Below are 25327 nucleotides of genomic sequence, written 5' to 3'. Positions count from 1 at the left end.
GCGCTGGGGCGTTGCCCCAGGCCCCACCCGGGGCTATCCGCCCCGGGACCCGGACCAGCGCAAGCGCTGGACCTTTGGTCGATGAACTGCGCGATGCGCAGTTCATCGAACAGGCCGAGGAAACCCCTGCCAACCAAGACAGCCGCGTTGACCTTTCAACCGGCAACGCCGTCCTGCTGGAAGAACTGCGCATCGCGCAGTTCTTCCACCCCGAGTCCAGGGCTTGCCCTGGTTCGGGTCGAGGGGCGAACAGCCCCCGCGGGGTCCGGGGCAGAGCCCCGGCGCAGCGGCTTAGTTCGTAGCCTTCCCGGCGAGCAGGTCTGCGGCTGTCTTGCGGATGCGGGGCTCGGGGTCGCTTGTGGAGAGCTTGCGCAGGATGGGCTCGGCGGCGGCGCGATCGAGTGAGGCCATCGAGAGGGCCGCGGCCTCGCGCACGAGGGCGTACGGGTCCTCCTGCGCGATTGTGGTGAGCGTGTCGAAGGCGACGCGGCCGCCTGCGCCTGCTCCGAGACGACCGAGCGCTTCGGCGGCGCGCACGCGGAGCGGCCAGCTCGGAGCCTCGCGGCCGAGACGCGCGACGGCGGCGATGGTGGCTGGGTGCTTGACCTTGCCGAGTGCGGCGAGGGCTGCCCGCCGTACGCTTTCTTCGGGATCGGAGAGCGCGTCGATCACGGCGTCTTGTGCCTCTTTTTCGGGCCTGCGCGCGAGGAGCTCGACTGCGCGCGTGCGGACCTCGAGCGCCGGATGGCGGACGAGCGCGACGAATGCGGGGACGACGGCGGCGGCGATGCGCTCGATCGCGGCGGAGCTTGCGCGTGCCGACTCGGGATCGAGTTTGTCGTCGGCGCCGAGCAGGGGCGCGAGTGAGAGATCTGCGTCGCTTGCAAGAAGCGCATCTGCCACGACGCGGGCGCGATCTGGTGAGGTCGAGGCTGCGGCCACGGCTGCGCGTTCGAGCGAGGGCGCGAGTGCGACGAGGGCGCGGGCGCGGGCGGACGCGAGGCGTGCCGCGTCGGGGCCGAGGCCTGCGAGGATCTCCTTCATGGAGAGTGGTCCATCGGGCACCGGCAGTGCTTCGCCCGTGCGGGAGAAGTTTTTTGTGGCGAGCGCGGTTGCGGCGGCGACGGCGGTGCGGCGCATCGACTCGTCGGTCGCGAAGAGGCTCGACGCGAGGGCGTTCTCGGCCGAGGCGCTCTGCGCGGCGTCGCCCTTTGGCGCGAGACGCGCGAGGGCCACGAGGGCTGCCTGCCGGAGGATCGGCTCGTTCGCGTCGGCGAGTGCGACGAGCATGTGGAGGTTTTCGCTCTGGGAAGCGCCCAGCTCCGCGAGCGCGTGCACGGCTGCGGCGCGTGCGGTGGCGCCGGCCTCGGGCGCGCGGGCGAGGGCCACGAGCGCGGGCGTGTACTTCTTGTCGTGCGTGAGCCCGAGGCCGAGGGCCGCGACGCCGCGCACCTCCGGCGAGGTCGAGCCGAGAAGTTTGACGAGCAAGGCTTCCGCCTTCTTGTCGCCCATGCGCGCCACGCCCCAGGCTGCGGCGACGGCGATGGAGTCGCTCGGCAGGAGCGCCGCGCCCGTGTCCTTTGGCGCGAGCATCTGCTCGTAGCGCGGCAGGATCGACGGATCCCGCAGCGCGCCGCATGCGATCATGGCCCGCACGCGCAGGCTCTTGTCGGCCTGGCCCGTGGCGTAGTTGTAGAGGGCCGGTCCCGCGCTCTTGTTCTCGACGTATGCGAGCACCTCGATCGCGATCTTCTGCTGCGACTCCTTGTCGTCGGCGAGCGCGTCGAGCAGCGGCTTGATCGCGCGTGCGCCGATCTTCGCGAGTTCCGCGCGGGCCGCCTTCGCCGCAGGGGACGTCCCGCCCTCGTGGCGCACCTTCTGCACGAGTGGCAGCGTCATCGCGCCGTACAGCTCGACGAGCAGGCGCCGGTAGATCCCCTTCTGCGGGTTGCCGACGGCCACCGGCAAAAGCTCGCGTTCGAGGGATTCGAGCGAGTTCTTGCCGAGGTTGATCTGCATGCTCATGCGCGCCGCGCGCGAGACGAGCTCCTCGTCGGGGGAGGAGCGCACGACGCGGCGGAAGAGGCGATCGGCTTCGTCGACCTGGCCGCTCGAAAGGAGCAACTCGGCGAGGTCGAAGTAGACCGGGAAGAGACGATCGTTCCGCTGGATGGCCTGCCGATACTCCGCGATCGCGTGCGGAAAATCCTGCCGCCGGCGGTACATGTCGCCGAGCTTCTGATGGCCGTTTGCGTCCTCGGGCGAGAGCTCGACGGCGCGCGCTGCGTACTTGATGGAGTCGTCGTCCCGATAGAGCTCGGCCGCGTACTGGGCCATGCGCTGGTAGAACTCGCGGGCGCGCTTGGGGTTCACCTCGACGAGTTTTTCGAGGACGCCGATCGCGCCGAGCAGGTTTTGTTCGAGCACCAAGATTCGTTCGAGCGCGAGCAGGCTCTCCTCGTCGCCGGGCGCGAGCTCGGTGACCTTGCGCAGCGTGGCCTCGGCGTCCGCGAGGCGATGCAGGCGGCGCTGCACCTCGGCGAGCAGCCTTCCGGCTTCGAGATCGGGGGGGCTCCCGTTGAAGCGCGCCGTGAGCGGCGCGACGCGGCTCGGGAGCTCGTGCGCGAGCGACCACAAGCTCACGATGTGCGTGCGCGCCTCGCGCGCGAGGAGCTTGTCGTTCTGGGCGCCGGCGAGCAGCTCCTCCCAGATCACGCGCGCCTCGGCGTAACGCTGCGCGGCGCTGCCGAGCGACGCGGCCGTGCGCTCGATCGCGATGGCGAGGTTCTTCTTGTACCGGACGTTGGTCGGCTCGAGCTGAACGGCCTCGCGCAGGGCGTTCAGCGCTTCGAGCGGCATGTCGTGGTCGAGGTAGACCTCGCCGAGCAGGGAGTTTGCCCGCGCGCGGTTCGGCACGACCTGCTTGATGCGCGCCCACGTCTCCAGGGCCTTTTTCTTGTCGCCGGCCTGGTAGTAGCGATCGCCGAGGTCGACGATGTACGTGTGGTCGGCGCCGCCCGAGGTCGCGAGCTTCTGCAGGACCTTGAGGGCTTTGTCCTTCTCCTCGACGCGCTCGTAAAAGTCGGCGACGGCCGCGAGGATCTCGGGCTCGCTGCCGACGCGCGCTTCGAGCTCGGTGAGGAGCTTCAGCGCCTTCGGGCGATCGCCGCGCTGGATGAGCGTCTCGCAGAGCTCGAAGACGAAGTCCGGGTTTCCCGGCGCGGCCTTGATGAGCGCCTCGTACTCCTTGATCGCCGCGTCGAGCTCGCCCGCGGTCTGCAAGAGGTGCACGAGCTTCAGGCGCACGTCGATCGCGCGGCTGTCGATGCCGAGCACCTTGCGGTACGTGGCAATCGCCTTGTCGACGTCGCCCGTCTCCTCGTAAAGGCCGCCCAGCGTGGCGAGACGCTGCGCGTCCTGCGCCTTCTCGGCTTCGAGGATCGGGATGAGCTCGGCGAGCTTGCCTTCGGCGCGGAAGGCGTCGGTCATGATGACCAGGATCTCGGCGCGCACGCCGGCCGCGCCGCCCGCGACCGAGAGCGCGCGCTTGAGCACGCTGAGCGCCTCCTCGGTCTTCTTCTGTCGCGCGAGGACCTGACCGAGATCGCGGAGCGCAGGCGCAAGCGCGCGGTTGTCGCCGGCCGCGGCCTTCACGAGCTCGCGGAACTCGACCTCGGCGCGATCGTAGAGCGCCCGGGCGAGCAGCTCCCGGCCGAGCTCGGCCTTCACGAAGAGCGAGCCCTGCGCGGCCTTCACGAGCGCGTCGTGGTGCTTCTTCGCGGCCTCGAAGTCCTTCAGATCGAGGCAAAGCCCGAGGAGCGTGCGTGTCGTCTGCTCGAAGTCCGGGCCGGGTTTGAGCAGGGCGAGGGCCTTTTCGTAGCTCGCGCGCGCCGCGGATTTGTCGCCGCGCTCGGCCTGGAGCTGCGCGAGGGCGAGGATCGCCTGCGGATCGTTCGGCTTCTCCGCGATCGCGGCTTCGTACGTCTTGACGGCGTCCTCGGGGCGGCCGTCGAGCTTGTAGATGCCGGCGAGCGCGACTTTCGCGGCCCAGGCGTCGGCGCCCGGCGTGGCAGCGCGTTTTTCGAACTCCTCGACGAGCTTCTTGATGTTGCCGTCGCGCTCCCGATAGAGCTGCGAGAGCCGCTGGAGCGGGAACGGCGCGCTCGGCTGCGAGATGACGATCGCCGTGTACCGCGCGATGAGCGCGTCGCTCCCCGGGCCTTTGCCGGTCGCCTCGTCGCCCTGAGGCTGCTTCGGCTGCTTGGGCTGCTTCGGCTGACCTCCGCTCCCGGGCTGCGGGTTCGGCTTGGGCGGCTTCTTGCGGTTGCGCCCGGACGGGTCGAAGTCCGCGGCCTCGGCGCTCGGCGGCGCGAGGACGGTCGCGGCGAAGGGCAAGCCGAGGAGCAAGCAGCCGGCGAGGACGTGGGAGCGCACGAGCGGGAGGGTATCACGCGGAGGCGCGTCGAGCCTGCTCGCGGAGGAGAGCGGAACCGGCAAGCGGAGGCGGAAACGGAAGTCCGGGTCGAGTTCGGAGGAGATGTCCGCGCGCGGCTGTCAGTTTTTTCAGTTTTTGCCCGAGCTCGCCGGACCGCGGGGCGCCCGAGACTTGATGACCTCACCGAGCAGGTCGGGTCTCGAGGAGTCGCGTTCCAAGTGCGGATGTTTCTCCCCCTCGGTATAGTTCACGAAATAGGTCCTATAAAACCCTGCGTTCTCCACCAGCAGCTCGATGGGCTGGCGCGTCCTCTTGGCCGTCCGCAGGGCGTTTCGGAGTTCTTCGGCGGACCATTGCCGTCCATTCACCGCAATCAGTTTCATGCCGGGCGCGAGGCCGGCCCGTTCCGCTGGCATACCGTTGATGGCGTCCACGATCCTCCCGTCCTCGCTCCGCGTGCGAACCATCAACCCGATCGAATAGCTGAAGTCTGCTAGCCGTCGATACTCCCTATAAAGGGATTCCGTGAGCTCGTTGGGTTTGTCGGTATAGGTCAACTTCCACCCACTCGATTCGATGCCTCCGAGTGGAGCGTGCGGTTCCGTGGAGTTCAATCGAGCGTCGAAGAAACCCTTCCAGTCGTAGGGAGCCACGTCATTGAGGGCAGCGACCAGGTCGTCGAACGTGTAGGGCTTCATCTCGGGGGCGCCGCTGCTTCCGCCGTAAAAGAGGCGGATGAAGTCGTCGAGCGACCGCCGGCCCTGGGTCTCTTGGCGGATGATCCCGTCGGCTTCGAGCCAAATCAGCACCCCCTCACCGTAGTAATCGGTGCCCCGCCGCCAGGCTCTCCATTCCCGCGGCGCGCTGCCGAGGATCTGTGACGAGATCGCCGTGTCTACCAGGGGGCGCCACGTGCGTCCTGGGCGGGCGCGATCCAGATACGCAGCGGTGCTCGCAAGATCCTCCCGATACTCCTCGGGCGTGAAGAGGCCGCTGCGGGCCGCGAGCACATTCCCCAGGTATTCCGTGAGTCCTTCGTAAACCCACAGCATCTCTCCCTTCATTGGCTGCTGGAAATCGGGCGTCGCCAGGCCAGCGGGGCGACGGTATTTTCCGACCCAGGAATGCACGAACTCGTGCGAAAGCAAGCTGCCCGCCAGCTGCCGCAAGCCGTCGGTGCTGAGGGAACGCTCCGGAAGCCGGTTGTCACTGGATTCATGGTGTTCGAGTCCGAGGTAACCACCCACGTGATCACTGAGCGATACCAGGAAACGGTAACTGCGATAGTGATGAGCGCCGAAAAGGGCGTGGGCCTCGGCGACCAGTCGTTGGTAGTTTTCGGCCATTTGCGCCGGCATTTCCAGCGCCGACTCGGAATCGCCGGCCATGTCTATCTGGTGAGGAGGCAGGCTGGAGACGCTGAGCGGAATCGTCTGAAAATGAGCGCCGGTGAGGACCGGCGAGTCCACGAGGGTCGTCAGAGATACAGGGTCAAACTCGATGGTCTCCCCGCTCTGCTTTGCCACCGGTAGCGCGGTGCCGAACTTCCACCCGGCGGGCAGGCGCAACGTGGCGGCATAGGTCAGATCGTCAGGTGTGCGGCCCTGGGGAGAGAGTAAGACCTGATTCCAGCTCAACACAGCCAGTTGCGCACTGGCCGACGAACCCTCAGCTGCTTGGGTGGGTGAGATGTAGTCGAGCTCGACCTCGATGGCATCCGCTCCGGCAGGCGCCTCCAGATGGAAGGCATACATGTCCACGTCGTCGCGTCTCCAAGCGAGCGTCTGGCCCGCGGCGGTGAACTTCAGTCCCGTGAGGTTCACAATCGGGCCTTGCGGGCTGTGGTGGCCGGGAATCCATTTGGGATAGAGCAGAGTAAGAGGTCCCGGTGTGACGGGGATGATCAACTTGGCATGAAAGAGCCGGCGGGGCGCTTGGCTCAAGTCCACGCTCAGGCGAATGGTCTGAGCCTCCGCGCTCCCGGCGCCGATCGAAATCAACGCCACCGCGACCCAACTCAACCAACTCCTCATCATGGAAATGTTTCGCATGGATGCCCCCCCGAAATGGCTTCCCCCATGTCGCCCCACATGATGTGTAGGCCGCTCGTGCGCGGTCGTCAAATGGGGCTCGAGGCGCCAGGATCAGCGAAGGCAGGGCGAAAACGGAGCCGCGTCAAGAAACGCTATGGCGGAGGACAACTGCAAAAAAGGCTTGGCAGGTTCGCGTCTCTCGTAAGGCTCTCCAGAAGCGCGTCCCCCGAGGCACCTGCCATCCCGTATTTCATTCGTATCCGGCGAGACGCCAGTGACCCTGCTCCAGGCGGAAGCGCATCGTCCGGCGCTCGCCCGAGCCGAGATCCATGCCCACACGCACGAACCCGCGATCCTCGTAATCACGCACGTCCTTCTCGACGACGCGCGAGCAAGGATCCCCCGTGATGCCCTTTTGCCGTTTCAGGTCGACGTAGAGGTAGGCGAACGTGAGGCCGCGCAGGTGCTCCATCACGTCGCCTTTTTTTACGGCCGACACGAGCTCGCCGAAGGCCTCCTCGTTGACCTTGGGTTTGCCCGGAGTGACCTCGCCCGTTTCCTCGTTGCGCTCCGGAGGGCCATTCTCGATGTACCGGAGTTCCCAGGTGGGCACACCACGCTCGGCGACGAGGCGATCCGAGACGAGCGAGACCGTGGAAATGGGAGGCTCGCCGCCGATGCTGAGCTCGTCCGTGAGCTCCTTGCACGAGCCTTGGATTTGCTTGATCGTCGCCTTGACGTCCGTCTTCGAAGGCACCTTGAAGGCGCGATCGAGCACGCCCTTCACCGTGGCGGCGGGGACGGCGCTGTAGAGGTTGTCGTTCGAGCGCATCGTCAGCGTGTTGATGCCGATGACCTCGAGCGAGTCCTTGCGGAAGAGCGGGCCGCCGCTGTTGCCTGGATCGATCGCGGCCGTGTGCTGCAGGAACGAGGACTTGTGGCCGCGCACCGTGACCGCGAAATCGGAGTTCGAGATGGTGCCGCTCGTGAGCCGGTACGATTGCTGCTCACCGACGCGCGGATACCCCGAGGCCTGCACGGCTTCGTCGTTTTTCGCGGTGCCGTCTCCGAGCGTGGCCACCGCAATGGCGCTCGTCGCAAGGCTGTCGGGCACCTTCACCACGGCGACGTCGTATTTGTCGTCCGTGTAGAGGACGTCGCAATCGTTGAGCGACGTGTGTTCGTCGAGCACGATCGTGACCTTCGGCGCGCTGTCGACGACGTGCCGGTTCGTGATCAGCACGAGGCCCTTGCCGTCCGGCGTTTTGAGGAAAAACCCGCTGCCGGTCGAGGTCCAGCCCACGCCGACGGTGCCCATGGCGTCCGGGAGGCGCGATTGCTTCACGGTCTCGACGAAGGCCGTCTTCACGTCCTCGGGCAACTCGGCCTTGACGCGCACGGTGGCCTTGCGCTGCATCTCGGGGACGTTGACCTTGGCCGCGGCTCTAGGCTCCTTCGTCTCCGGAAGAGGCGCACCGCCTCCGCAGCCCATCAAGAGAAGAACCAAACCAAACGCGAGCCTGGAAGCCATCGGCACATTCCTCGTGGGGGTGGATGGAAACCGCGAACCTCGATCAGACACGACTCCGAGGCCCTTGGCAAGCCGTCCCACGAATCAACGGCGGAACGTGGAGAGGGCCGCGAAGAGCGCAAAACCAAGCACGACGAGCGTGATCACGAGCGCGACGCGCAGCGCCGGATGTCGATCGCGCGCGGCTTCGACGATACGTCGTTGGTCTTCGGACGGAATGGGCGCGCCGGCCTCGTCGCTGGCTTCGAGCGAGACGGCTGCGGCGAGGTTTGCATCGAGATCGCGCTGCGACGCCCGCGTGCGCACGAGGATCAAGAGGACCTCCGCGAGGGCCGCGATGGCGACGAGGAAGACGGCCGCGCGTCGCGCCGAGGAGGCTCGCGCGTGTTCGCGGGCTTCGGCTGCGGCCGATCCGTCGAGGAGGAGCTCGAGGCGGGGCGCGGCGGCGGATGCGGCGTGAGGTGCGAGGGGCCAGGCCGTCGTGGCGTCGCCGCGCTCGCCGGGGTCGCCGGAGAGGATGATCTGCGCGGGTTCTTTCGGCAGCTTCACGTCGAGGCGACCGCGGAAAAAACCGGCGTCGTCGCGCGTGACGGGGACGATCGCGCCGAGGATGCGGCCTGCGTCGGTGACGATGGAGGCGTAGACGCGATCCCGCGGGGCGGGCGAGACGAACGTGAGGCCGGCGTGGAGATCGGGGTCGAGCCAGATGGCGCCCGGCCGCACGGGCAAGAGGCCTTCCCAGCGACCTTCGTTTCCACGGTGATCGTTGGCGACGAGGATGAGCTCGACGAGGTGCGCGAGGGGCGTGACGGTGAACGTCGCCGGACGCGGATCGCGCAAATTCACGTTTGGTGGCTCGATCGTGGCGCCGGACGCCGACGCCTTGATGGTGATTGGCGGAACGCGCCCGGGCAGGAGCGGGAGGTCGTCGGGTTCGCGCACGCGGACCTGGATCGCCTCGGGGAAAGGCGCGGCGAGCTGGCCTCGCGGCACGACCACCGAGATACGCAAATCCCCCGTCGCCACGCCTTGCACGGGCGGCCTGCCGAGCCGCGGGGGCTCGGTAGGCCGAAGCGGCACGGTCCCTTCGACGAGGACGGTGTTTCCCTGGAGAACCCGGACGTCGAGCGGGCCTGTGAGCGGCGCGTTTTTCTCGACCGAGGCTTCGCCCACGCCGTCCGGGCCGAGCGAGACCGCCCGGGGCGCGAGGTTCGCCCCGGCGTCCGTCACCTCGACGGTCACGCCTTCGAGTGCCGCGACGTCGTCCACGCCGAACAGCCGCCGTGCGCCTTCGAGGCGAAGGGCGAGCGTCTGGCCGCCGGCCACGGGCACGCCGCGGACCCGCACGAAGGGCGCTGGGTTCGGCGAACCTGGGCCGAAGAGCACGAGGGCGGTGACGGTCACCGAGGCCGCGGGGACGACGTAGGTGGCCAGGCGACCGAGCATGCGAGGCCGAGTCTACTGCGGTTGGATTGCGTTCGGGCAGCGCATCCGATAGAGCAAGCGCGAGGGACGATGGGAGAGGCAAAGACGAAGAAGGGCGGAAAGAAGGCGCCTTCGCGGGACGAGGTCGTGCTGAAGCTCCGCTCGGATCCGCGCACGGAGAAGCGGTTCGAGCCGAAGAGCTCGCCGTCGGCGATCCTGTCGGTGCTCGCATTCTCGGTGGCGGCGGTGCTCGTCGGGGCCGGGACGTACGGGCAATGGCTGCGCGACGAGGCGCTCGGGCCGCACAAGGCCGCGCCGTACCTGCTCGCCGCCGGCGCGGCCGTGCTGCTCGTGACAGCGCTGTTCGGGCCACGGCCGGCGCAAACGATCCGCGTGGGCGACGCAGGCGTCGGGGTCGAGAAGGGCACGAACGAGATCGAGCGGATCGCGTGGCATGCGGTGCGCCGGATCGTGCTCGGCGATCGGAGCTTGACCGTCGAGGGGGAGGGGACGTCGATCGTGATCTCCCTCGCGGCGTTGCCCGAGGCGGCGGGCAAGGTGCTGCGCGAGGCGCGCGAGCGGATCCCGGCGAAGATGGAGGACGTCAAGGCGGGCGCGCTGGAGAACGCGGGCGAGGGGGCGGCCGAGACGCTGCCGCTCGAGCCGGCGCAGGTCGCGGGGCTCAAGTGCAAGGCGAGTGGCAAGCTCATCGCGTTCGAGCGCGACGCACGGCTCTGCGGCCGGTGCGGCGAGGTTTACCACAAGGATGCCGTGCCGAAGCGCTGCGCGACGTGTGACGCGCGGCTCAAGTAGTCCGCTCGAGCGCCGAACTCGTTCGGTGCTCCGCGAGATCGCGCAGCGAGCTCGCCTCGGGGGGTGAATCGGCCGGGCTTCGCCTGGCCGAGAGGGGGACGCGAGGCGTCACCCTCGGGACAAAAGCGGGCGGCCTCGGGTAACCTCGGGGCCATGTCGACTTCGCACCTCGAATCTCCGCGCAAGATTCTCGATCTCGGCGCTGGCACCACGGCGTCTGCGTGGCTCGGGACCACGGGCCTCGTCGCGTTTTTGACGTCGAGGCCGGCCCGCATCGCGGTCACGCCCGTGACGGCGACGAGTGGAGACGCGATCGATCTGCCTCGCATCACCGCGCAGGAGGTGGCGCTGCTGTCGAAAGACGTGGCGCTCGTTCGCGACAAGGAAGGAACGGTGTGGTCCGTGCCGCTCGGGGATCCGTACCGGGTGCGCGAGATCGTGCGGGATATGCGGACGCTGCTGCCGCGTCCTTCGGGGGAAGGCGCGCTCGCGATCAGCGATGAGGGCAGGGTGCTCTCGCTGTCGCTTGGTCGTGGCGAGGTGGGCGCGCGGCCTGTGGAGGTTCCGGGGCGCGTGCGCGCGGGGGATGCGGGGGATGGCGTGACGTACCTCTTGGCCGAGGGCGAGCAGGGCGGGCAGCTTCGCGTGTATCCGGGCACGGCGCCGGAGCGCGGGCCGAGCGCGCGCGTGACGTTGCCGGCGGGGGCGGCGGAGTTCGATCAGGTGCGCGGCGGCCGCGTGTATTGCGTGGTGTGGAAGCGCGGCGGGGCGGGGATCTGCGTGGTGACGCGGGACGGGGAGCGCGCGGAGGCGTCGCTCGTCACGCTGGAGGCGCCGATCGCGGACGCGGTGGTGACGGACACGAGCGTGGTCGTGGCGTTCGCGAATGGGAAGATCGCGCTGTACGACGCGGCGTCGCTTTCGGCGCCGAGCGAGGGGCCGAAGGCGCCGGTGAGCACGACGGCGGCGGGCGGGAAGGGGCGGCCGCGGGTGCTTTTGGCGACGACGACGAAGGGGGCGACGTCGATCTGGATTGGGACGGCCGAGGGCGAGGTGATGCGGGCGGCGGTCGTCGAGGTGGCTGCGGCGCCGGAGCCGCCGGTCGCGGAGCTCGCGGCGCCGGTCGTGCAGGGGCCGTCGAAGGAGGAGGTCGAGGCGCTTCGGAAGGAGGTCGAAGCGCTGCGGGGGGCGCTCGACGCGCGGGTTGGTGAACTTGCCAGCGTGAGAGGGGAGCTCAGCGAGCGGGTTGGTGAACTCGCCAGCGTGAAACGCGAGCTCGACGCGCGGGTTGGTGAACTTGCCAGCGTGAGAGGGGAGCTCGACGCGCGGGTTGGTGAACTTGCCAGCGTGAGAGGGGAGCTCGACGCGCGGGTTGGTGAACTCGCCAGCGTGAGAGGGGAGCTCGACGCGCGGGTTGGTGAACTTGCCAGCGTGAGAGGGGAGCTCAGCGAGCGGGTTGGTGAACTTGCCAGCGTGAGAGGGGAGCTCGACGCGCGGGTTGGTGAAGTTGCCAGCGTGAAACGCGAGCTCGGCGAGCGGGTTGACGAACTCGCCAGCGTGAAACGCGAGCTCGAAGTATCCAGGGGGGACCTCGCGCGTTCCCTGGAGGATCTCCGTGAAGAGCGCGCGAAGTTGGAGCGCAGCTTGGGCAAGCGGATCGACGGCGTCCTGCCTGACCGCGTGCGCAGCGGCCTCGACTTTGTCGTATCGCTCGTCGAGAACCGCCGCCGCTAGCAGGCTGTTGATAAACTTGCTGCGCGCCCTGGATCGTCGGTCGTCGTCCTCGGAATACGCCTGTATTCCTGCGTCCTCCTCCCTAGCTCCAGGGCGCTCGCGGCGTTTCTCAACAGCCTGCTCGTACAGCGGGTGCTGCTACAGGCTCCCCCTTGCATCGACCGCATCGCGGTCGATGCACCTCGGGTCCAGCGCTTGCGCTGGTCCGGGTGCAGGGGCGGATAGCCCCTGCTCGGGTCCGGGGTGAAACCCCGGCGCGACGCTCCCTCTCAGAGCCCGAAGCGCCCCGCGTTCTCCCGCAGGAACGCGAGATACACGTCGGCACACTGGTGCGACGGGACCTCGCCGCTCTCGACAGCGGCTTCGAGTGCCTTCTTCAGCTCGCCGATCTTGCGCGACGGCGGCAGACCGAACGAGCGCATGATCTCGTCGCCGATGCCGCTCGGCAGCGGGGGGACGACGGCGTCGAGCTTCTGGATCTGCTCCACGCGCTCGGCGAGATCGCTGATCTGGCGCAGACCCTTCTTCTTCTTTTCGGGTCGCTTCGTGGTGATGTCTGCGCGCGACAGGTCGAGCAGATCTTGAAGCCCGTCCCCCATCTCCTTTGCGAATCGACGCACGGCGCTGTCCGTCCAGGAGGCCTCGTACTGGCTTGCCCGCAGGTGGTGCAGGATGAGGAACCGCACGGAGCTCTTCAGCGCGGGCTCGGGGTTGAAGAGCGGCAGACGCCGATCGAGCCGGTCGAACATGCGCGCGCCTACCTCGGCGTGGCCGAAGAAGTGGACCTCCCCTGAGGGCGAGATCGTCCGCGTTTTGACCTTGCCGATGTCGTGGAGCAGCGCTGCCCAGCGGACTTCGAGCCGCGGCACGGCTTGCCGCACCACTTGCTTCGTGTGTTTCCAGACGTCCTTGTGACGCCACTCGCCGTCGCCGAAGCCGACCATTGCTTTGACTTCGGGCAGCATGGCGGCGAGTGCGCCGCACTCGAGGAGCGCGTCGAGACCGTCTTCGGCGTCGCGCGACATGATGATTCGGTCGATGGAGCGGCGGACGTCGGGGAGGTAGAGCGATGAGGCGGCGCGGAAGTCGTCGCTGTCTGCGACGGGGTGCGTGGGGGCGTCGCCGGGCTCGGGGGGCGGTGGGGGCGTGCCTCTCTCGGCGCGCTCGACGGCCCAGGCGAGGGCCGTCATGGCGCGCTGCGGATCGGGGGACTTCGGGGCCTTCGTCTCTTCCTGCACGCGCAATCTCGGTGAAAATGGGGGAGGGAACGGGTAGCGCGGCGCGCCTTGCCTGTCGAGCGCGCGCGTCACCGGGCTGGGCGGAGCACCGTCGTCACGCGGAAGGAGCCGCCGAGCTCGGGTTTTACGTCGGGCCCGCTCGGGCGCGCGATACCCACGAGCATGCCTGGATGCAGGCCGAGTGGCAGCTCTGCCACGTCACGCACGAGCAGACGCAGGAGGGCGATCACCATCGGGTGATGGCCGACGAGCAGTGCGTCTGCGTTTGCCGTGGCGAGCTCGCGCAGGAGCGCGACGGGCGGCGGCTCGTCTGGTTCGAGCTCCGAGAAGGTCTCGATCGGGATTGCTGCGGCGCTGAGCACGCCGGCCATGAGCTCGGCGGTGTGGTGCGCGCGCAGGTACGTGCTTGCCACGATGCGGCCGAGCGTCGGCCCGTGCTGGGCTCGTAGCGTCTTGCCGATTTCCTCGACGCCGAGGATGCCTTCGGAGGTGAGGGGGCGATCGCGGTCCCGGCCCGATGGCGAGCTCTCGGCCGCGAGGCCGTGGCGCATCACGTAGAGGTTCATGGTGACGAGAGGGAGCCTGCCATGAGGAAGGCTCCCTTGGGGATGGATCAGTTGGTCTTCGCGGGGGCGCGGCGACCTTCGGCGGGGGCTCCGGCGGCCTTGCCGGCCGGGGCGGACGCGGCTTCGGGCGCTTTGCCGGGGCGCTGGATGCCGTGCTTGGCGAGCACGAGCGTCTCGATGCGCTCGAGCACGTCGGGGTGCTGCTCCAGGTAGGTGCGGGCGTTCTCGCGGCCCTGGCCGATACGCTCGCCCTGGAAGGAGAACCAGGCGCCGCTCTTTTCGACGATGTTCGCCTCTGTCGCGAGGTCGATGACGTCGCCGGCGTGGCTGATGCCCTGGCCGTAGAGGATGTCGAACTCCACCTCGCGGAAGGGCGGCGCCATCTTGTTCTTCACGATCTTCACGCGGGTCCGGTTGCCGACGACGGCGGGCTCCTTGCCGCTCGCGGCCGCCTCCTTGATCTTGCCGATGGCGCGGATGTCCATGCGCACCGAGGAGTAGAACTTGAGGGCGTTGCCGCCGCTCGTCGTCTCGGGGTTGCCGAACATCACGCCGATCTTCAGGCGGATCTGGTTGATGAAGATGAGCAGGCAGTTCGACCGGGCCACGGTGCCGGTGAGCTTGCGGAGGGCCTGGCTCATGAGGCGGGCCTGGAGGCCGACGTGGCTGTCGCCCATGTCGCCTTCGATCTCGGCCTTGGGCACGAGGGCGGCGACGGAGTCGACCACGATGATGTCGACGGCGTTCGAGCGGACGAGCATGTCCGCGATCTCGAGGGCCTGCTCGCCGTAGTCGGGCTGCGAGATGAGCAGCTCGTCCGTCTTCACGCCGAGCTTTTTCGCGTAGTTCACGTCGAGCGCGTGCTCGGCGTCGATGAAGGCGGCGACGCCGCCGGAGCGCTGGATCTGGGAGATCGCGTGCAGGGTGAGGGTGGTCTTGCCGGACGACTCCGGGCCGTAGATCTCGATGATGCGGCCGCGGGGGTAGCCGCCGATGCCGAGGGCGATGTCGAGCGAGAGCGAGCCGCTGGAGACGGCGGCGACGTCGTCGTGCAGGCTCTGCCCCTCCTTGAGGCGCATGATCGCGCCCTTGCCGTATTCCTTCTCGACGCTCGCGATGGCGAGCTCCAGCGCGGCGAGCTTCTGCTTCGGGTTTTTCTCGTCACTCATGGCGACCTCGGGGGGGGCAGGGGGGCAGTGAGGGTAATGGGTCGCGGGTTTTGCGCCACGAACCGTTCGTCTCGGCTGCGTATACTGTCCGGCTGTTCAGGAGGCAAGACGGAACGGCGGGAGAGCGGACAGGTTATGTCCGATCCCAAATTTCCGTCAGAACAGGCCGATCGAGAAGTGGAAGGCGCCGATGTCCTCCCACTGGCGGCGGTTCAGGTTGAAGCCGTAGTCGAGCGCGAGGGGGCCGATGGGGGTCGTGATGCGCAGGCCCCCGCCGAGGGCGTAGCGGAGGGTGAAGTCGATGGCCGTCGGCTCCTTCCAGAGGTTGCCCGTGTCGAGGAAGAAGCCGGCCTGGAAGAGGTCGGTGACCGGCACGCGTAGCTCGAGGCGCGGGTTGATGGAGAGGTCGCCGCCGCGGATCGGGACGTTCGCGAGGACGGCCGAGCGCGTGGTCTGACCTTTCGCGATGAGCCCTCGCGCGACGTCTTCGGGCACGAGCGCGTCGGCGAGGAAGGCGCGGATCGTGTCGACGCCGCCGAGGAAGAAGAGGCGGTCGGGGTAGGTGGAGCTGCCGTCCTTGAGCTGCAGGTTGTAGCCGGCCGCGAGGCTCATCGCGATGCTCGGGCCCTTCGAGCTGAGCTCGAAGTAGCCGGCGACGCGGCCGGACATGCGGAGGAAGTGGCTGTTGATCGTGGCCTCGCCCTCGTCGGTGGGCAGCGCGTTGACGTGCTCGACGCCGAGCGCGACGAGCGCGCCCTTGGTGGCGGCAAAGGCGCTGTTGCGGCCGTCCCACGCGAAGTTGATGCGCTCGGCAACGGCGAACGTGCTGCCGAACGGCACGCGGAGGAGCGGGATGATCGGTGAGTCGATGGCCGTCTCGTTGAAGACGTCGACCTCGTTCACCTCCGCGGACGCGCCGAGGCGCATCGTGATCGTGCGGCTCGGCCGGTAGGCGAGCGTGGGCACGAGCGCTTGCCGGGTGATGCCGAAGCCGCGCTGGTTGTCGCGCACGTCGATGCCGTCGACGGAGAGGCTCACGAGCGGACCGAGCCCGATTTCGGGGAAGGTGATCGACGCGGTGTTGCGGCGCTCGAGCTGCTGGCCGACGCTGAGCTTCTTCTCGTAGTCGGCGCGCACGCCGGGATCGACGACGATGAAGTCGAAGAGGTAGGAGAGCTGCACGCGCAGGGTGAGCGCGATGGCGAGGCCCGCGATGTTCTTGTGGCCGTACTCGACGGCGAAGCGCAGGCCCTCACCCGTGGAGAAGCCGACGCGTGGATCGAGGTACTGCGGGACCTGCTCGGTGACCGTGACGAGCACGCGCTTCTGCTTCTGCGGGACCTCTGGATCTTCGAGGCCCACGGAGACGCTGGAGAACGCGCCGAGCGATCCGATGCGCTCCTCGCTGCGCCGCGCGTCGCGCTCGACGAAAGGCTTGCCCTCCTCGAGCGCGATGCGGCGCAGGATGAGCTCTTCGCTGGTGCGGAGCGCGCCGCGTACGACGAAGCCGCCGACGATGACCTGATCCCGCTCGGTGATCGCGAACCGCGCCCGCGCCCGCGTGCGGTCGGGCGAGGGCTCGATCGAGGCCTTCACCTCGACGAACGCGTAGCCACGATCGCGGTAGGACTCGACGAGCCGGAGGCGCGCGGCTTCGAGCTCGATCGTGGAGAGCGGCTTGCCGAGCTCGAGGCGGCTCGTCTCGAAGAGCGCCTGCTCGGAGACCGTGCGGCTGCCCTCGAAGGCGACGTCGTGCAGCAAGGTCTGCGGGCCGAGGTGCATCGGGATGCGCAGCGCGATCTCGCGCGAGCACTCGACGTGCTTCACGGGATCGGGGCGGCACACGAGCGTCTGCGGGGGATCGGGCTCGGGCAGCGGTAGGCCGAGGGCGTCTTTCGCGCAGACGGCCTCGTTCGGCTCGCGTGGCTCGGGGATGCAGCGGCCCGCGGGGGAGCGCGCGCTGCACGTCGCGCGCTCGAGTTGCACGGGCCCGACGACGGCGTTGAGGTAGCCCTTGCTGTAGGCGAGATCCTTCAGGTGCTTGAGCGCGCGCTCGTAGGTTTCGGGCGCGTACGTCTCGACCGGGTTCAGATCGAGCGGCCTCGCCACGGCGCGTGGTCCGCGCCCGCCGAAGAGCGCCGAGACCGCGTTCGGATCCTTCAGCGAAAAACCTTTGTCGCCGGGCAGATCCTCCACGAGGAAGCTGTCGATCTCGCCGCGCACCTGCTCGGCGTTCCACGTCTTCGGCAGGCACGGGAAGATGCGCTGCACGACGCGCACCTGATCACCCTCGTCGATCCGCAAGACGAGGTGGTGCACCGGATCGTTCGGGCCGCCGCGCTCCTCGGGGACGACACGCGCGTCGAAGAAGCCACGCTGCACGTAGAAGCGGGTGAGCCTCTCGACGAGCTCTTGCGTCTTCTGCTCGAGTCCCTTCTTCGGCGCGATCGCGGCGGAGAGCTCGACCTCGTCGACGGAGCGGTTGCCCTCGAAGACCGGGACGATGCGCGGCCCGGGCGTGACGTACACGAAGAGCTCGCTGCTCGACGCCGAGAGCCGCACCACGTGCTTCACGTCGGCGCGGTAGAAGCCGTTTTCCCGCAGCACCTCGGCGAGCTCCCGATCGGCCTCCTCGAGCAGCGGTTCGTCGATGCGCGCGCCGACCCCGAGCCGATAGCGATCTTCGAGGCCGTTCACCTCGCGCTCCATGCCGGGCGTGATCACGAAGTAGCGACGCGTCACCGTGCGCGGCGCGCCCGCGTCGATGTCGATGCGCAGGACGACGCGGTTTGGATCGTCCGTGTCCGAAACGTCGGACGTGACGTTCGCTTGGGGGTAGCCGTGATCCGCGTAGTACCGGCGGATCCGCTGGCCGATCTCCGTCAGCATCGGCGACGTGATCTCGCCGCCTTCGCGCACGCGCGCCGCGTCGAGTGTCGCCGCGCGATCCAGCGTCGCGCCCGAGAGGCGGATCGAGGCCACGAGGCGCCGCGGCAGCACGTGCGCGCGCAGCACGACGCCGTCTCCCTCGGCGATGGCCTCCACGGTCACGCGCGCGAACTGCCCCGACTCCGTGAGCTCGCGCATCACGGTTCGCGCGGCCGAGGGCTCGAACGGTTCGCCCGCGCGGACCTTCGTGATGCGCAGCGAGGTGCTCCATCGCGAGCCCACGGTCACGACGTCGACCCGCTTGATCGGTTTGCCCGTGAGCGCGCTCGTGTCCGGCGGCGGCGAGAGCTGCGGCGCGGCAAGCGCGGCTTGCGGCTCCTCGCCAGCAAGCGCCGCGCGTTCGCCGGGGCTCGTCCCCTGGTTTTTCGCGTCCTCGGCCTCTGCCGACCCTGCGCCGAGCAGGCAGACGAGCGAGCATGCCGCGGCGAGGCAGCGGGCTCGTTGGGACCGGGAAAAACGCGGGATGGGCACGGGCCGAGGTAGATGGGGGGCACGGAGGGGCTCGCGGCCCTTTGGAGACGCCCGTCCCGATGCTACCGTCCGCCCGAGTTGCTCGCCAAAAGGTACGGCATGGCTGATCCGACGATCCTGATAGGGGCGGTCGCATACGACCCGAAGGTCGTGACCATCTGGGAGGGCATGCGTGAGCACTTCCAGGAGCACGGCGTGTCCCTCGATTTCGCGCTTTTCTCCAGCTACGAGCGGCAGATCGAGGCCCTACTCCACGGGCACGTCGACATCGCCTGGAACTCGGGCATCTCCCATGTGCGTGTGAAGCGGCGCACCGAAGGCAAGTCGATCGGCATCGCCATGCGCGACCGCGACCGCGACGTCTGCGCAAAGATCCTCATCCGTCGGGAGGTCGTCGTTCGGAAGCTCACGGATCTGCACGGAAAGGTGCTGGCCGTGGGGACGCGGGACTCGGCGCAGTCGCGGATCCTGCCGCTCTACTACTTGAAGCAGGCGGGTGTGGATCTGAACCAGGTGAAGATCCTCGCGTTCGACTCCGACGTCGGCAAACACGGCGACACGGGCGCGAGCGAGCTCGCGGTGCTCGCGGCCGTGCACGAAGGTCGGGCCCACGCGGGCGCGGTCGGGAGCCTCGTCTTCCAGGCCGAGCAGGCGGCAGGGCACGTCGATCCACGCATCGTCGACGTCCTGTGGACGACGCCGACGTTCGACCTGCGCATGTTCGACGCGATGCCCACGCTCGCCGCGGACAAGGTCGAGGCGTTCAAGCGCACCCTCTCCGAGATGGCGTACGCGAACCCGAAGCACCGCAAGCTCCTCGACATGGAAGGGCTGCGCCGCTGGATCCCCGGCCGCGAGCAGAGCTACGCGCCCGTGCGCGCCGCGCTCGACGATCTGCCCGGCTTCGGCTGAGCGCGGGGCTTTGCCCCGCACCCCAGAAGGGGGCTGTCCGCCCCCTTCACCCCGGACCAGGCACGGCCTGGACCGAGGGCCGAGAAACCGCGCGATGCGCGTTTTCTCGGACGGGCCCGGGGAAGACCACGAGCGGCGTTGCCAGCTGAGACAGCAGTGCTGCCCTACCCTCGAGCCGACACGTCCGTGCTGCGGTTTTGACTGGCAAGCCCGTCGCCGGTCTTGACTCGGCCTGTTCGATGAACTGCGCATCGCGCAGAGTTCATCGACCCCGGGTCCAGCGCTTGCGCTGGTCCGGGTCCAGGGGTGGACAACCCCTGGTCGGGTCCGGGGTGAAACCCCGGCGCTACGCTGCGGTCAGGCGCGCGAGAGCGTGTAGTCGCCGAGATCCACGCGGACGAGACCTTCGAGCCACGGGTGCACCGCGATCGCCGCGCGGAACAGCCCCTGCGCGATGCGCCGGTAGCTCGCGTGCCCTTGCCGCGCCGATCGCAGCTCGACCACGTGGAAAAGCTCGCGCAGGTTGAGCGTCCAGAGCGTGCGGATCCGGAAGCCGAGTGGCACCGCGTACTGCGCTTCGAGCGGTCGTTTGCTCTCGAGCTCCTCCCACGCGTCGCACGCCGCGACCATCGCGTCCGTGTAGGCCCGATCGAGTTCGAGCTCCTCGAGCTCCGCGGGCGTCTCGAAGCCGAGCCGGCACGTGAGCCGCTGCGTTGCCGGCAGGAGCATGCGGTGCCGCTGCAGATCCCGGTACGCGCCGTAATCGAGCATCAGCTCGAACGTCATCGTCGTCGCCTCGAAGCCACGCGGCACGGGATCGTGCGCGCCGCGACGCGCTACCGACGCGCGCACGACGTCTTCGAGCTCGCGCGACGTCGCGTGCCGCATCGCCTCCGTGAGCCCGCGGGCGTGCACGTTCGGCTCGCTGTTGTCGTACGCGAGCGCGAGCACGATCCGCTCGAGCGCGTCCTTGTCGTGACGCACGAGCCGCACCGGCTGCCCGACCACGTTCGTCGCGCCGGGGTCCCAGGGGCCGGGATCGTAGATCGATCGCAGCTTGTCCCCCACGTCGGCGCGCTGCGCAGATCGGTGCTCGCTCCGCCCCGCGTACTTCACCAGGGTCGGCGTCACGGTGCGAGCGGCCGCGTGCATGGTCGTCGCGACCTTCCGGACCTCCGCGAGCGGATGCGAGAGCATCTTCGTGAGCAGCGCTTCGAGCGCGCGCGCGTTCGCGGTGAGGCCGAGGTTCGTCCGCGTCCCGGCCGGCAAGAGCCCGCGCAAAAGATCACAAGCATGCGCGCGGATCGCCGCTGCATGCGCCGCCTCTGACGCGCCCGGCGGACGCAGCACGCGCACGCGCAGCGCATCCATCACGCGCGCCATGAGCTCGACGTACGTCGTGAAGAGCCGCTCCGCGCTCGCGCGGTAGGTCTGGCCCAATGGCCCTTCGAGCTCGGGCAAGTCCACGAAACTGTTCCGATCGAAGACCACGTAACGCGTGCTCTTCTCGGTGTACGAGCCGAGCCGCAGGTCCTCGATCACCTTCGAGGCCACGATGCTCACGTTCTCGATCGCGAGGTGCACGACCGCGTGCTCCGCGACCGACGCGTGCCCGTAGCCGACGACCCACTTCTCGTGGAACGCGCGCGCCTTCTCCGTCGCGAGCCCGAACGAAGGACGCGTCGTCACGCCTTCCTCGACGTCGAGCTCCTGATCCGCGAGCAGGCGCGCGAGGTTCGTCCGCAGGTCGTCGCGGCTGCGCGAGTAGTAGGCAAAGAGGACGGCGATCACCTCCTCGGGCAAACCCGAGAGAGCGAAGACATCGTCGGTCAGGCTGGAGACGTACGGCGCAATGCGGCCACGCGCAGCTTCATCGAGGGACATGGGACCGAGGGTCCGTTAGCGCGTCGTGGCCGCGGCGGCGACCGAAAACACATCCCCGAAGATCTCGCTGTTCGCGAGCTTCCTGCTCCGGCGCGTGAGCACCTCGCAGCCGTTCTTCGTCACGACCAGCGTGTGCTCGAACTGCGCGGAGAGCGATCCATCCGCAGTGACGGCCGTCCACTTGTCCGCGAGGACCTCCACGTCGTGATGGCCGAGGTTGATCATCGGCTCGATCGTGAAGCACATCCCGGCGCGCAGGCGCATGCCCGTGCCGCGTTTGCCGACGTGCGAGACCTGCGGCGCCTCGTGGAAGACCCGGCCGATGCCGTGCCCCACGAACGCGCGCACCACCGAGCAGCCCTCGCCCTCGGCGAACTCCTGGATCGCCGCGCCGATGTCCCCGAGCCGCGCGCCCTCACGCACCTGCGCGATCGCGAGCTCGAGCGAGCGCCGCGACACCTCGGTCACGTGCTTGGCCGCGGACGAGGGTTTGCCCACGTAGAACGTCGCCGACGTGTCGCCGTAAAACCCGTTGTAGATCGTGGTGACGTCGACGTTGATGATGTCGCCGGGCTCGAGGACCCGCGGGCCCGGGATGCCGTGGCAGACGACCTCGTTCACCGAGGTGCACACGCTCTTCGGGAACCCGTGGTAGTTCAGCGGCGCGGGCCAGCCGCCGCGCCGAACCGTGTCGTCGTGGACGAAGCGGTTGATGTCCTCCGTGGTGATCCCCGGGCGGATCATCTCCCCGACGTCGAGCAGCGTCTCCGCGGCCATCTGGCACGCGGCCCGCATCCCTTCCACTTCCTTCAACGTTTTGATCCCGACGTTGCTCACGATCCCGACAGCTCCGCGAGGGCGAGGGCATCCGTCACGGCGGCCGCCACCTCGGCGGTGTCCGGCGACAGATGCCAGTGAAGCCTGCTCGGCTCGTCCCCCTCGCCGGCGAAGCGACGGAGGAAGCCGATGAACGACGCGCCACGAAGGCGCATGTCGAACGCCTGCGCGACCCCGTAGGACGGGGCCGTAGGGCCGATGACGAGCTCGAACGCCGTCTGCTCGAAGGCCGGCGTGACGAACGGCGGCGGGACGACCTGGAGAACGAGGCGGTAGGTGCGGACCTCGGCCAGCGACTCCACCGTCACCGTGCTCACGCGCACCCGCGAGACGAGCTCGGAACCACGCGCGCGCTCTTTCAGCAGCGGATCCTTCTGCGCGTTCGAAACGTCGGCGCCGAGGCCGAGGGCGGCCGCGTCGACGACGTCGTCGAAGAGGACCTGGTCGTGTCCGAGCCAGGCGGGATGCGCGGAGGTGTTCGTGTCGCCCTGGACGCTCGCGGCGCCGCACCCGGACACGAGCCCCCCGAGGGCCACGCCGAACGCGACCGCCCTGGCCCGCCTGGCCGTTCGCGTCGAGAGCTGCGCCATCGGGCCTGGACCTAGCACGTCCCCTCCGATCTGTCAGTGCTGGCAGGCTCCTGCCTCGATCGGATCCTTTTCCATCGATCCGGCGCGGGCTTCGTCCAACCCCCCGAAGACCTCGGCGGGCCCCTTTTCCCGCAGAAATCTGGTAGATCCCGGTTGCCGGCCGCGGGCCGGCGGGGCGGAGGATTGGAGATGAAGGTGAACAAGCTTTGGGCAGCGCTCCTGGCGACCACGTTCGGCCTCGCGGCAACGGCCACCCCGGTGGTGGTCGAGGCGCAGGCGAAGAAGAAAGCGGCGGCGCCCGCCATGACGGGCCCGGCCGTCACCAAGAAGCCCATCGCGCTCGAGCCCGCTTCGCTCAAGTGGGGCATGACGACGAAGCAGGTCGGCGAGGCGATCGACAAGCAACTCGACGAGGCTTACAAGCCGCTCTACCAGAAGGTCTCGCCCGGCGTGAATCAGCGGGCGCTCGACGCGCAGCTCCTGGAAGAGAAAAACACCTTCCGCCGCAGCAAGATCGAGTTCGGCAAGCTCCCCACGGCCGTCGACAACTCGCCGCTCCGCGGCGAGTACAGCTACCTCAACAAAGAGTGGATGCTGTCGATGACCCGGGACGGCAAGACCCGGTACTTCTTCTTCATCCAGGACAAGCTCTGGAAGATCATCGACGAGATCAAGCTCGCCAAGGGCGGGCCGCTCGGCGCGAACTTCCAGGAGTCCGCAGTCAAGCTCTCCACGACGTACGGCACGCCGGGCCGGATCATCCCGCCGAACCCGGACCTCGGGATGTTCGCCACCGTCGTCGACTGGAAGGACGCAACGACGCACGTGCGTCTGATCGAGCGCGGTGAGACGGCGATCGCGATCGCGTACGAGGACAACGCGACCATGCAGAACATCGAGTCGCTGCGTCCGAACAAGCCGAAGCAGGAGGACGCCATCGATCCTGCCGTGGCCGCCGCGATCCGCGGGCCCGACCCCGAGCCCGCGCCTCCGCCGCCCGCCGACAACAAGAAGAAGAAGTGAGCCGACGAGGGCCCCGCCAAACGCGGGGCCCTTCGCTTTTCAGGGGGATGGAAGCGTCGCCTTCGCGGGCGCGTGGGCTCAGGTGACGAGCGACGCGCCTTCGGGGATGCGGATGCCGCTCGTCACGACGACACGCGCCGAGGGCGCGACCGCATGCACGGCCGGCTCGATGACGCCCTTCGTGGTGAGATTTGCGCCAGGGCAACCCGCGCACATCCCCGCGAGGTGGAGCGTGATCTGGTCGGGCTCCACCGCCACGAGGTAAAGCTCGCCTTGATCCGCACGCACGAGCGGGGCGATCACCTCACGGCAAACCTTGAGCATCTGGTCGATGTTCGCGGGCATCGTCTCGAGTTATCTCCGGGGCCGAACGTACCACGAAGCGATCAGAGCGTGAAGCACACCGGAAAACGATAGAGCAAGCACTGCAGGCGGAAGCTCGCGCGCTCGATCGCCCGGGCGTCCTCGGGGGTCCAGACGTGGCCCGGCTCGGCCATGGCCTCGAGGCGACCACGATCACCGAGGATGCGCACCGCGGTGATCGGGCTCGTGCCAGGGATCGAGCTCCACGGCTTGACGGCCGCGTCGAAGGCGAACCGGAGCGTGTCGCGATCGGCCGCGAAGTCCTCGCCACGCGGATCGAAGGAAAACGCGGGGGGCGACGCGGCGAGCGCGGCGACGAGGGAGGCGATCCAGCGCGAGGTGCGCGCCATGCGGTCGTAGTAGAGCGTGTCCGGTAGGTCCGAGGCGCGGTGGTAACGAGGCGTGCGGCCGCTCGAGAGGAAGAGGAACGGGACACCGTGGTCGCGGAAGACGTCGTAGTCGGAGAAGGGCTGCGGCGCGTAGCCGGGGATGTTCTCGACCGCGTGGATGCCGAGGCGGCGAACGTCGAGCCGAGGCTCGCGGACAGCGTCGACGATCGCCGGGAGGCCACGGGTCTTTTCGGCGCCAGACGCGAAGATCATGTCCGCCGTGCGTCGCCAGACGACGCCGCCGATGAGGTCGAGGACGACGGCGAGGCGAATCGAGTCGAGGTCGCCGATCTCCTTGGGGAGCGTGGCGACGAAGCGCTGTGAGCCCTGGCGCGGGGTGTTGAAGTAAGGCGACTCTTCGGTGTTGAAGAAGACGACGGCGATGCCGTACGGGCGCGGGTGCTGCGCGAGGAGCGAGGGGATCGCGCCGAGGAGAACGGCGACGGCGGCGGCGTTGTCGTCGGCGCCGAGGAGGAGGCCTTCGTCGGTCTGGCCGAGGTGATCGAAGTGCGCGCCGAGGACGATGGTGCCGCGCGGCTCGCCGGGGCCTTCGGGCGGGATCCATCCGAGCACGTTGTGCCCGAGCGGCGAGCTCGGCTCGGCGAGCGGCGCGAGGTAGCCGCCGAGCGATGGGAAAGGTTTTACGCCGGCCGCGGCGAGCGCATCGGCGAGGTAACGAGCCGCCGCGGCGTTGCCCTCGCTGCCGGGGACGCGGCCGGCCCATGCGGGCGCGGCGAGCGTCTCGACATGCGCGCGCAACGTGGGTGAGAGCGGATCGGTCTGTGGGAAGTCGCGGCCCGAGAGCTCACGCACGCCGACTTGATCGAGGGCGAGGAGGAGCGCGACGGCGAGGACGACGAGCGCGGCGATGCGGCGGCGACGCGAGCGAGGCTTGCGTGGCGCTTTCGCCGCGGGCTCACGGGCCGGAAGCGCGGGCGGGGGCTCGTTCGCCACGACGAACCACG

Annotated in this window: 17 protein-coding genes; 4 read left to right on the top strand and 13 right to left on the bottom strand. The window is 68.8% G+C overall.

What is annotated here, in order from left to right; translation table 11 throughout:
• Nucleotides 1-291: 291 nt before the first annotated feature.
• From KEG38_RS27820 to KEG38_RS27805, 4 genes are all read right to left on the bottom strand, one after another.
• Nucleotides 292-4434, bottom strand: a complete 4143-nt coding sequence (locus KEG38_RS27820; protein WP_272422038.1) for a tetratricopeptide repeat protein — start codon at nt 4432-4434, stop codon at nt 292-294.
• A 129-nt stretch (nt 4435-4563) separates the two neighbouring features.
• Nucleotides 4564-6486 carry a M61 family metallopeptidase gene (locus tag KEG38_RS27815; RefSeq protein ID WP_272422040.1) on the bottom strand — a complete coding sequence of 641 codons (1923 nt, stop codon included), beginning with the start codon at nt 6484-6486 and terminating at the stop codon, nt 4564-4566.
• Nucleotides 6487-6718: 232 nt separating this feature from the next.
• Nucleotides 6719-7999, bottom strand: coding sequence for a S1C family serine protease (locus tag KEG38_RS27810; RefSeq protein WP_272422041.1), 1281 nt, complete (start codon nt 7997-7999; stop codon nt 6719-6721).
• 84 nt (nt 8000-8083) lie between these two features.
• Nucleotides 8084-9445, bottom strand: coding sequence for a hypothetical protein (locus KEG38_RS27805; protein ID WP_272422044.1), 1362 nt, complete (start codon nt 9443-9445; stop codon nt 8084-8086).
• Between the two features lie 69 nt (nt 9446-9514).
• Between KEG38_RS27805 and KEG38_RS27800 the strand changes: the two genes are divergently transcribed.
• Both KEG38_RS27800 and KEG38_RS27795 read left to right on the top strand, forming a co-directional pair.
• Nucleotides 9515-10237, top strand: coding sequence for a hypothetical protein (locus KEG38_RS27800; RefSeq protein ID WP_272422046.1), 723 nt, complete (start codon nt 9515-9517; stop codon nt 10235-10237).
• A 153-nt stretch (nt 10238-10390) separates the two neighbouring features.
• On the top strand, nt 10391-11971 hold the full coding sequence (locus KEG38_RS27795; protein ID WP_272422047.1) for a hypothetical protein: 1581 nt from the start codon (nt 10391-10393) through the stop codon (nt 11969-11971).
• Between the two features lie 269 nt (nt 11972-12240).
• On the opposite strand, the gene KEG38_RS27790 is transcribed toward KEG38_RS27795, so the two are convergent.
• The 4 genes from KEG38_RS27790 to KEG38_RS27775 form a co-directional block, all read right to left on the bottom strand.
• The gene (locus KEG38_RS27790; RefSeq protein WP_272422048.1) at nt 12241-13209 is read right to left on the bottom strand and encodes an HD domain-containing protein; all 969 of its coding nucleotides are present in this window, start codon (nt 13207-13209) and stop codon (nt 12241-12243) included.
• A 68-nt stretch (nt 13210-13277) separates the two neighbouring features.
• Nucleotides 13278-13775, bottom strand: coding sequence for a SixA phosphatase family protein (locus KEG38_RS27785; RefSeq protein WP_272422049.1), 498 nt, complete (start codon nt 13773-13775; stop codon nt 13278-13280).
• A 47-nt stretch (nt 13776-13822) separates the two neighbouring features.
• Complete coding sequence (gene recA / locus KEG38_RS27780) at nt 13823-14944, bottom strand: recombinase RecA (protein ID WP_272422051.1); 1122 nt, start codon at nt 14942-14944, stop codon at nt 13823-13825.
• Between the two features lie 156 nt (nt 14945-15100).
• Nucleotides 15101-18364 (bottom strand): POTRA domain-containing protein, encoded by a 3264-nt coding sequence (locus tag KEG38_RS27775; RefSeq protein WP_272422052.1) that lies wholly within the window; start codon nt 18362-18364, stop codon nt 15101-15103.
• Between the two features lie 99 nt (nt 18365-18463).
• Between KEG38_RS27775 and KEG38_RS27770 the strand changes: the two genes are divergently transcribed.
• Nucleotides 18464-19276: a phosphate/phosphite/phosphonate ABC transporter substrate-binding protein gene (locus KEG38_RS27770; RefSeq protein ID WP_272422053.1), complete on the top strand. Its 813-nt coding sequence runs from the start codon at nt 18464-18466 to the stop codon at nt 19274-19276.
• Nucleotides 19277-19633: 357 nt separating this feature from the next.
• On the opposite strand, the gene KEG38_RS27765 is transcribed toward KEG38_RS27770, so the two are convergent.
• The 3 genes from KEG38_RS27765 to KEG38_RS27755 are packed head-to-tail and all read right to left on the bottom strand — an operon-like array spanning nt 19634 to nt 22587.
• The gene (locus KEG38_RS27765; protein WP_272422955.1) at nt 19634-21160 is read right to left on the bottom strand and encodes an FAD-dependent thymidylate synthase; all 1527 of its coding nucleotides are present in this window, start codon (nt 21158-21160) and stop codon (nt 19634-19636) included.
• A gap of 15 nt (nt 21161-21175) precedes the next feature.
• On the bottom strand, nt 21176-21997 hold the full coding sequence (gene map, locus KEG38_RS27760; RefSeq protein WP_272422954.1) for a type I methionyl aminopeptidase: 822 nt from the start codon (nt 21995-21997) through the stop codon (nt 21176-21178).
• A complete protein-coding gene (locus tag KEG38_RS27755) occupies nt 21994-22587 on the bottom strand; it encodes a cobalamin ABC transporter substrate-binding protein (protein WP_272422953.1) in 594 nt (197 codons plus the stop codon). Before KEG38_RS27755 ends, map begins: the two co-directional genes overlap by 4 nt.
• A 189-nt stretch (nt 22588-22776) precedes the next feature.
• Between KEG38_RS27755 and KEG38_RS27750 the strand changes: the two genes are divergently transcribed.
• On the top strand, nt 22777-23610 hold the full coding sequence (locus tag KEG38_RS27750; RefSeq protein WP_272422952.1) for a hypothetical protein: 834 nt from the start codon (nt 22777-22779) through the stop codon (nt 23608-23610).
• Nucleotides 23611-23688: 78 nt separating this feature from the next.
• On the opposite strand, the gene KEG38_RS27745 is transcribed toward KEG38_RS27750, so the two are convergent.
• Together KEG38_RS27745 and KEG38_RS27740 are read right to left on the bottom strand one after the other, a co-directional pair.
• Entirely contained in the window at nt 23689-23955 is a 267-nt protein-coding gene (locus KEG38_RS27745; protein ID WP_271919358.1) for a NifU family protein, read from the bottom strand.
• 41 nt (nt 23956-23996) lie between these two features.
• Entirely contained in the window at nt 23997-25316 is a 1320-nt protein-coding gene (locus KEG38_RS27740; protein WP_272422951.1) for a M28 family peptidase, read from the bottom strand.
• Between the last annotated feature and the right edge of the window lie 11 nt (nt 25317-25327).

The organism is Polyangium jinanense (assembly GCF_028435265.1).
GTDB lineage: Bacteria > Myxococcota_A > Polyangia > Polyangiales > Polyangiaceae > Polyangium > Polyangium jinanense.
Note: the sequence above shows the minus strand (reverse complement) of the source record. Positions and strands in the feature narration are given on the sequence as shown.

Coding starts and splice junctions, on each gene's coding strand:
- KEG38_RS27765 (WP_272422955.1), bottom strand. CDS start 21,160: ATGTCCCTCGATGAAGCTGCGCGTGGCCGCATTGCGCCGTACGTCTCC.
- KEG38_RS27815 (WP_272422040.1), bottom strand. CDS start 6,486: ATGCGAAACATTTCCATGATGAGGAGTTGGTTGAGTTGGGTCGCGGTG.
- KEG38_RS27745 (WP_271919358.1), bottom strand. CDS start 23,955: ATGCCCGCGAACATCGACCAGATGCTCAAGGTTTGCCGTGAGGTGATC.
- KEG38_RS27770 (WP_272422053.1), top strand. CDS start 18,464: ATGGCTGATCCGACGATCCTGATAGGGGCGGTCGCATACGACCCGAAG.
- KEG38_RS27810 (WP_272422041.1), bottom strand. CDS start 7,999: ATGGCTTCCAGGCTCGCGTTTGGTTTGGTTCTTCTCTTGATGGGCTGC.
- KEG38_RS27800 (WP_272422046.1), top strand. CDS start 9,515: ATGGGAGAGGCAAAGACGAAGAAGGGCGGAAAGAAGGCGCCTTCGCGG.
- recA (WP_272422051.1), bottom strand. CDS start 14,944: ATGAGTGACGAGAAAAACCCGAAGCAGAAGCTCGCCGCGCTGGAGCTC.
- KEG38_RS27795 (WP_272422047.1), top strand. CDS start 10,391: ATGTCGACTTCGCACCTCGAATCTCCGCGCAAGATTCTCGATCTCGGC.
- KEG38_RS27750 (WP_272422952.1), top strand. CDS start 22,777: ATGAAGGTGAACAAGCTTTGGGCAGCGCTCCTGGCGACCACGTTCGGC.
- KEG38_RS27755 (WP_272422953.1), bottom strand. CDS start 22,587: ATGGCGCAGCTCTCGACGCGAACGGCCAGGCGGGCCAGGGCGGTCGCG.
- KEG38_RS27785 (WP_272422049.1), bottom strand. CDS start 13,775: ATGAACCTCTACGTGATGCGCCACGGCCTCGCGGCCGAGAGCTCGCCA.
- KEG38_RS27805 (WP_272422044.1), bottom strand. CDS start 9,445: ATGCTCGGTCGCCTGGCCACCTACGTCGTCCCCGCGGCCTCGGTGACC.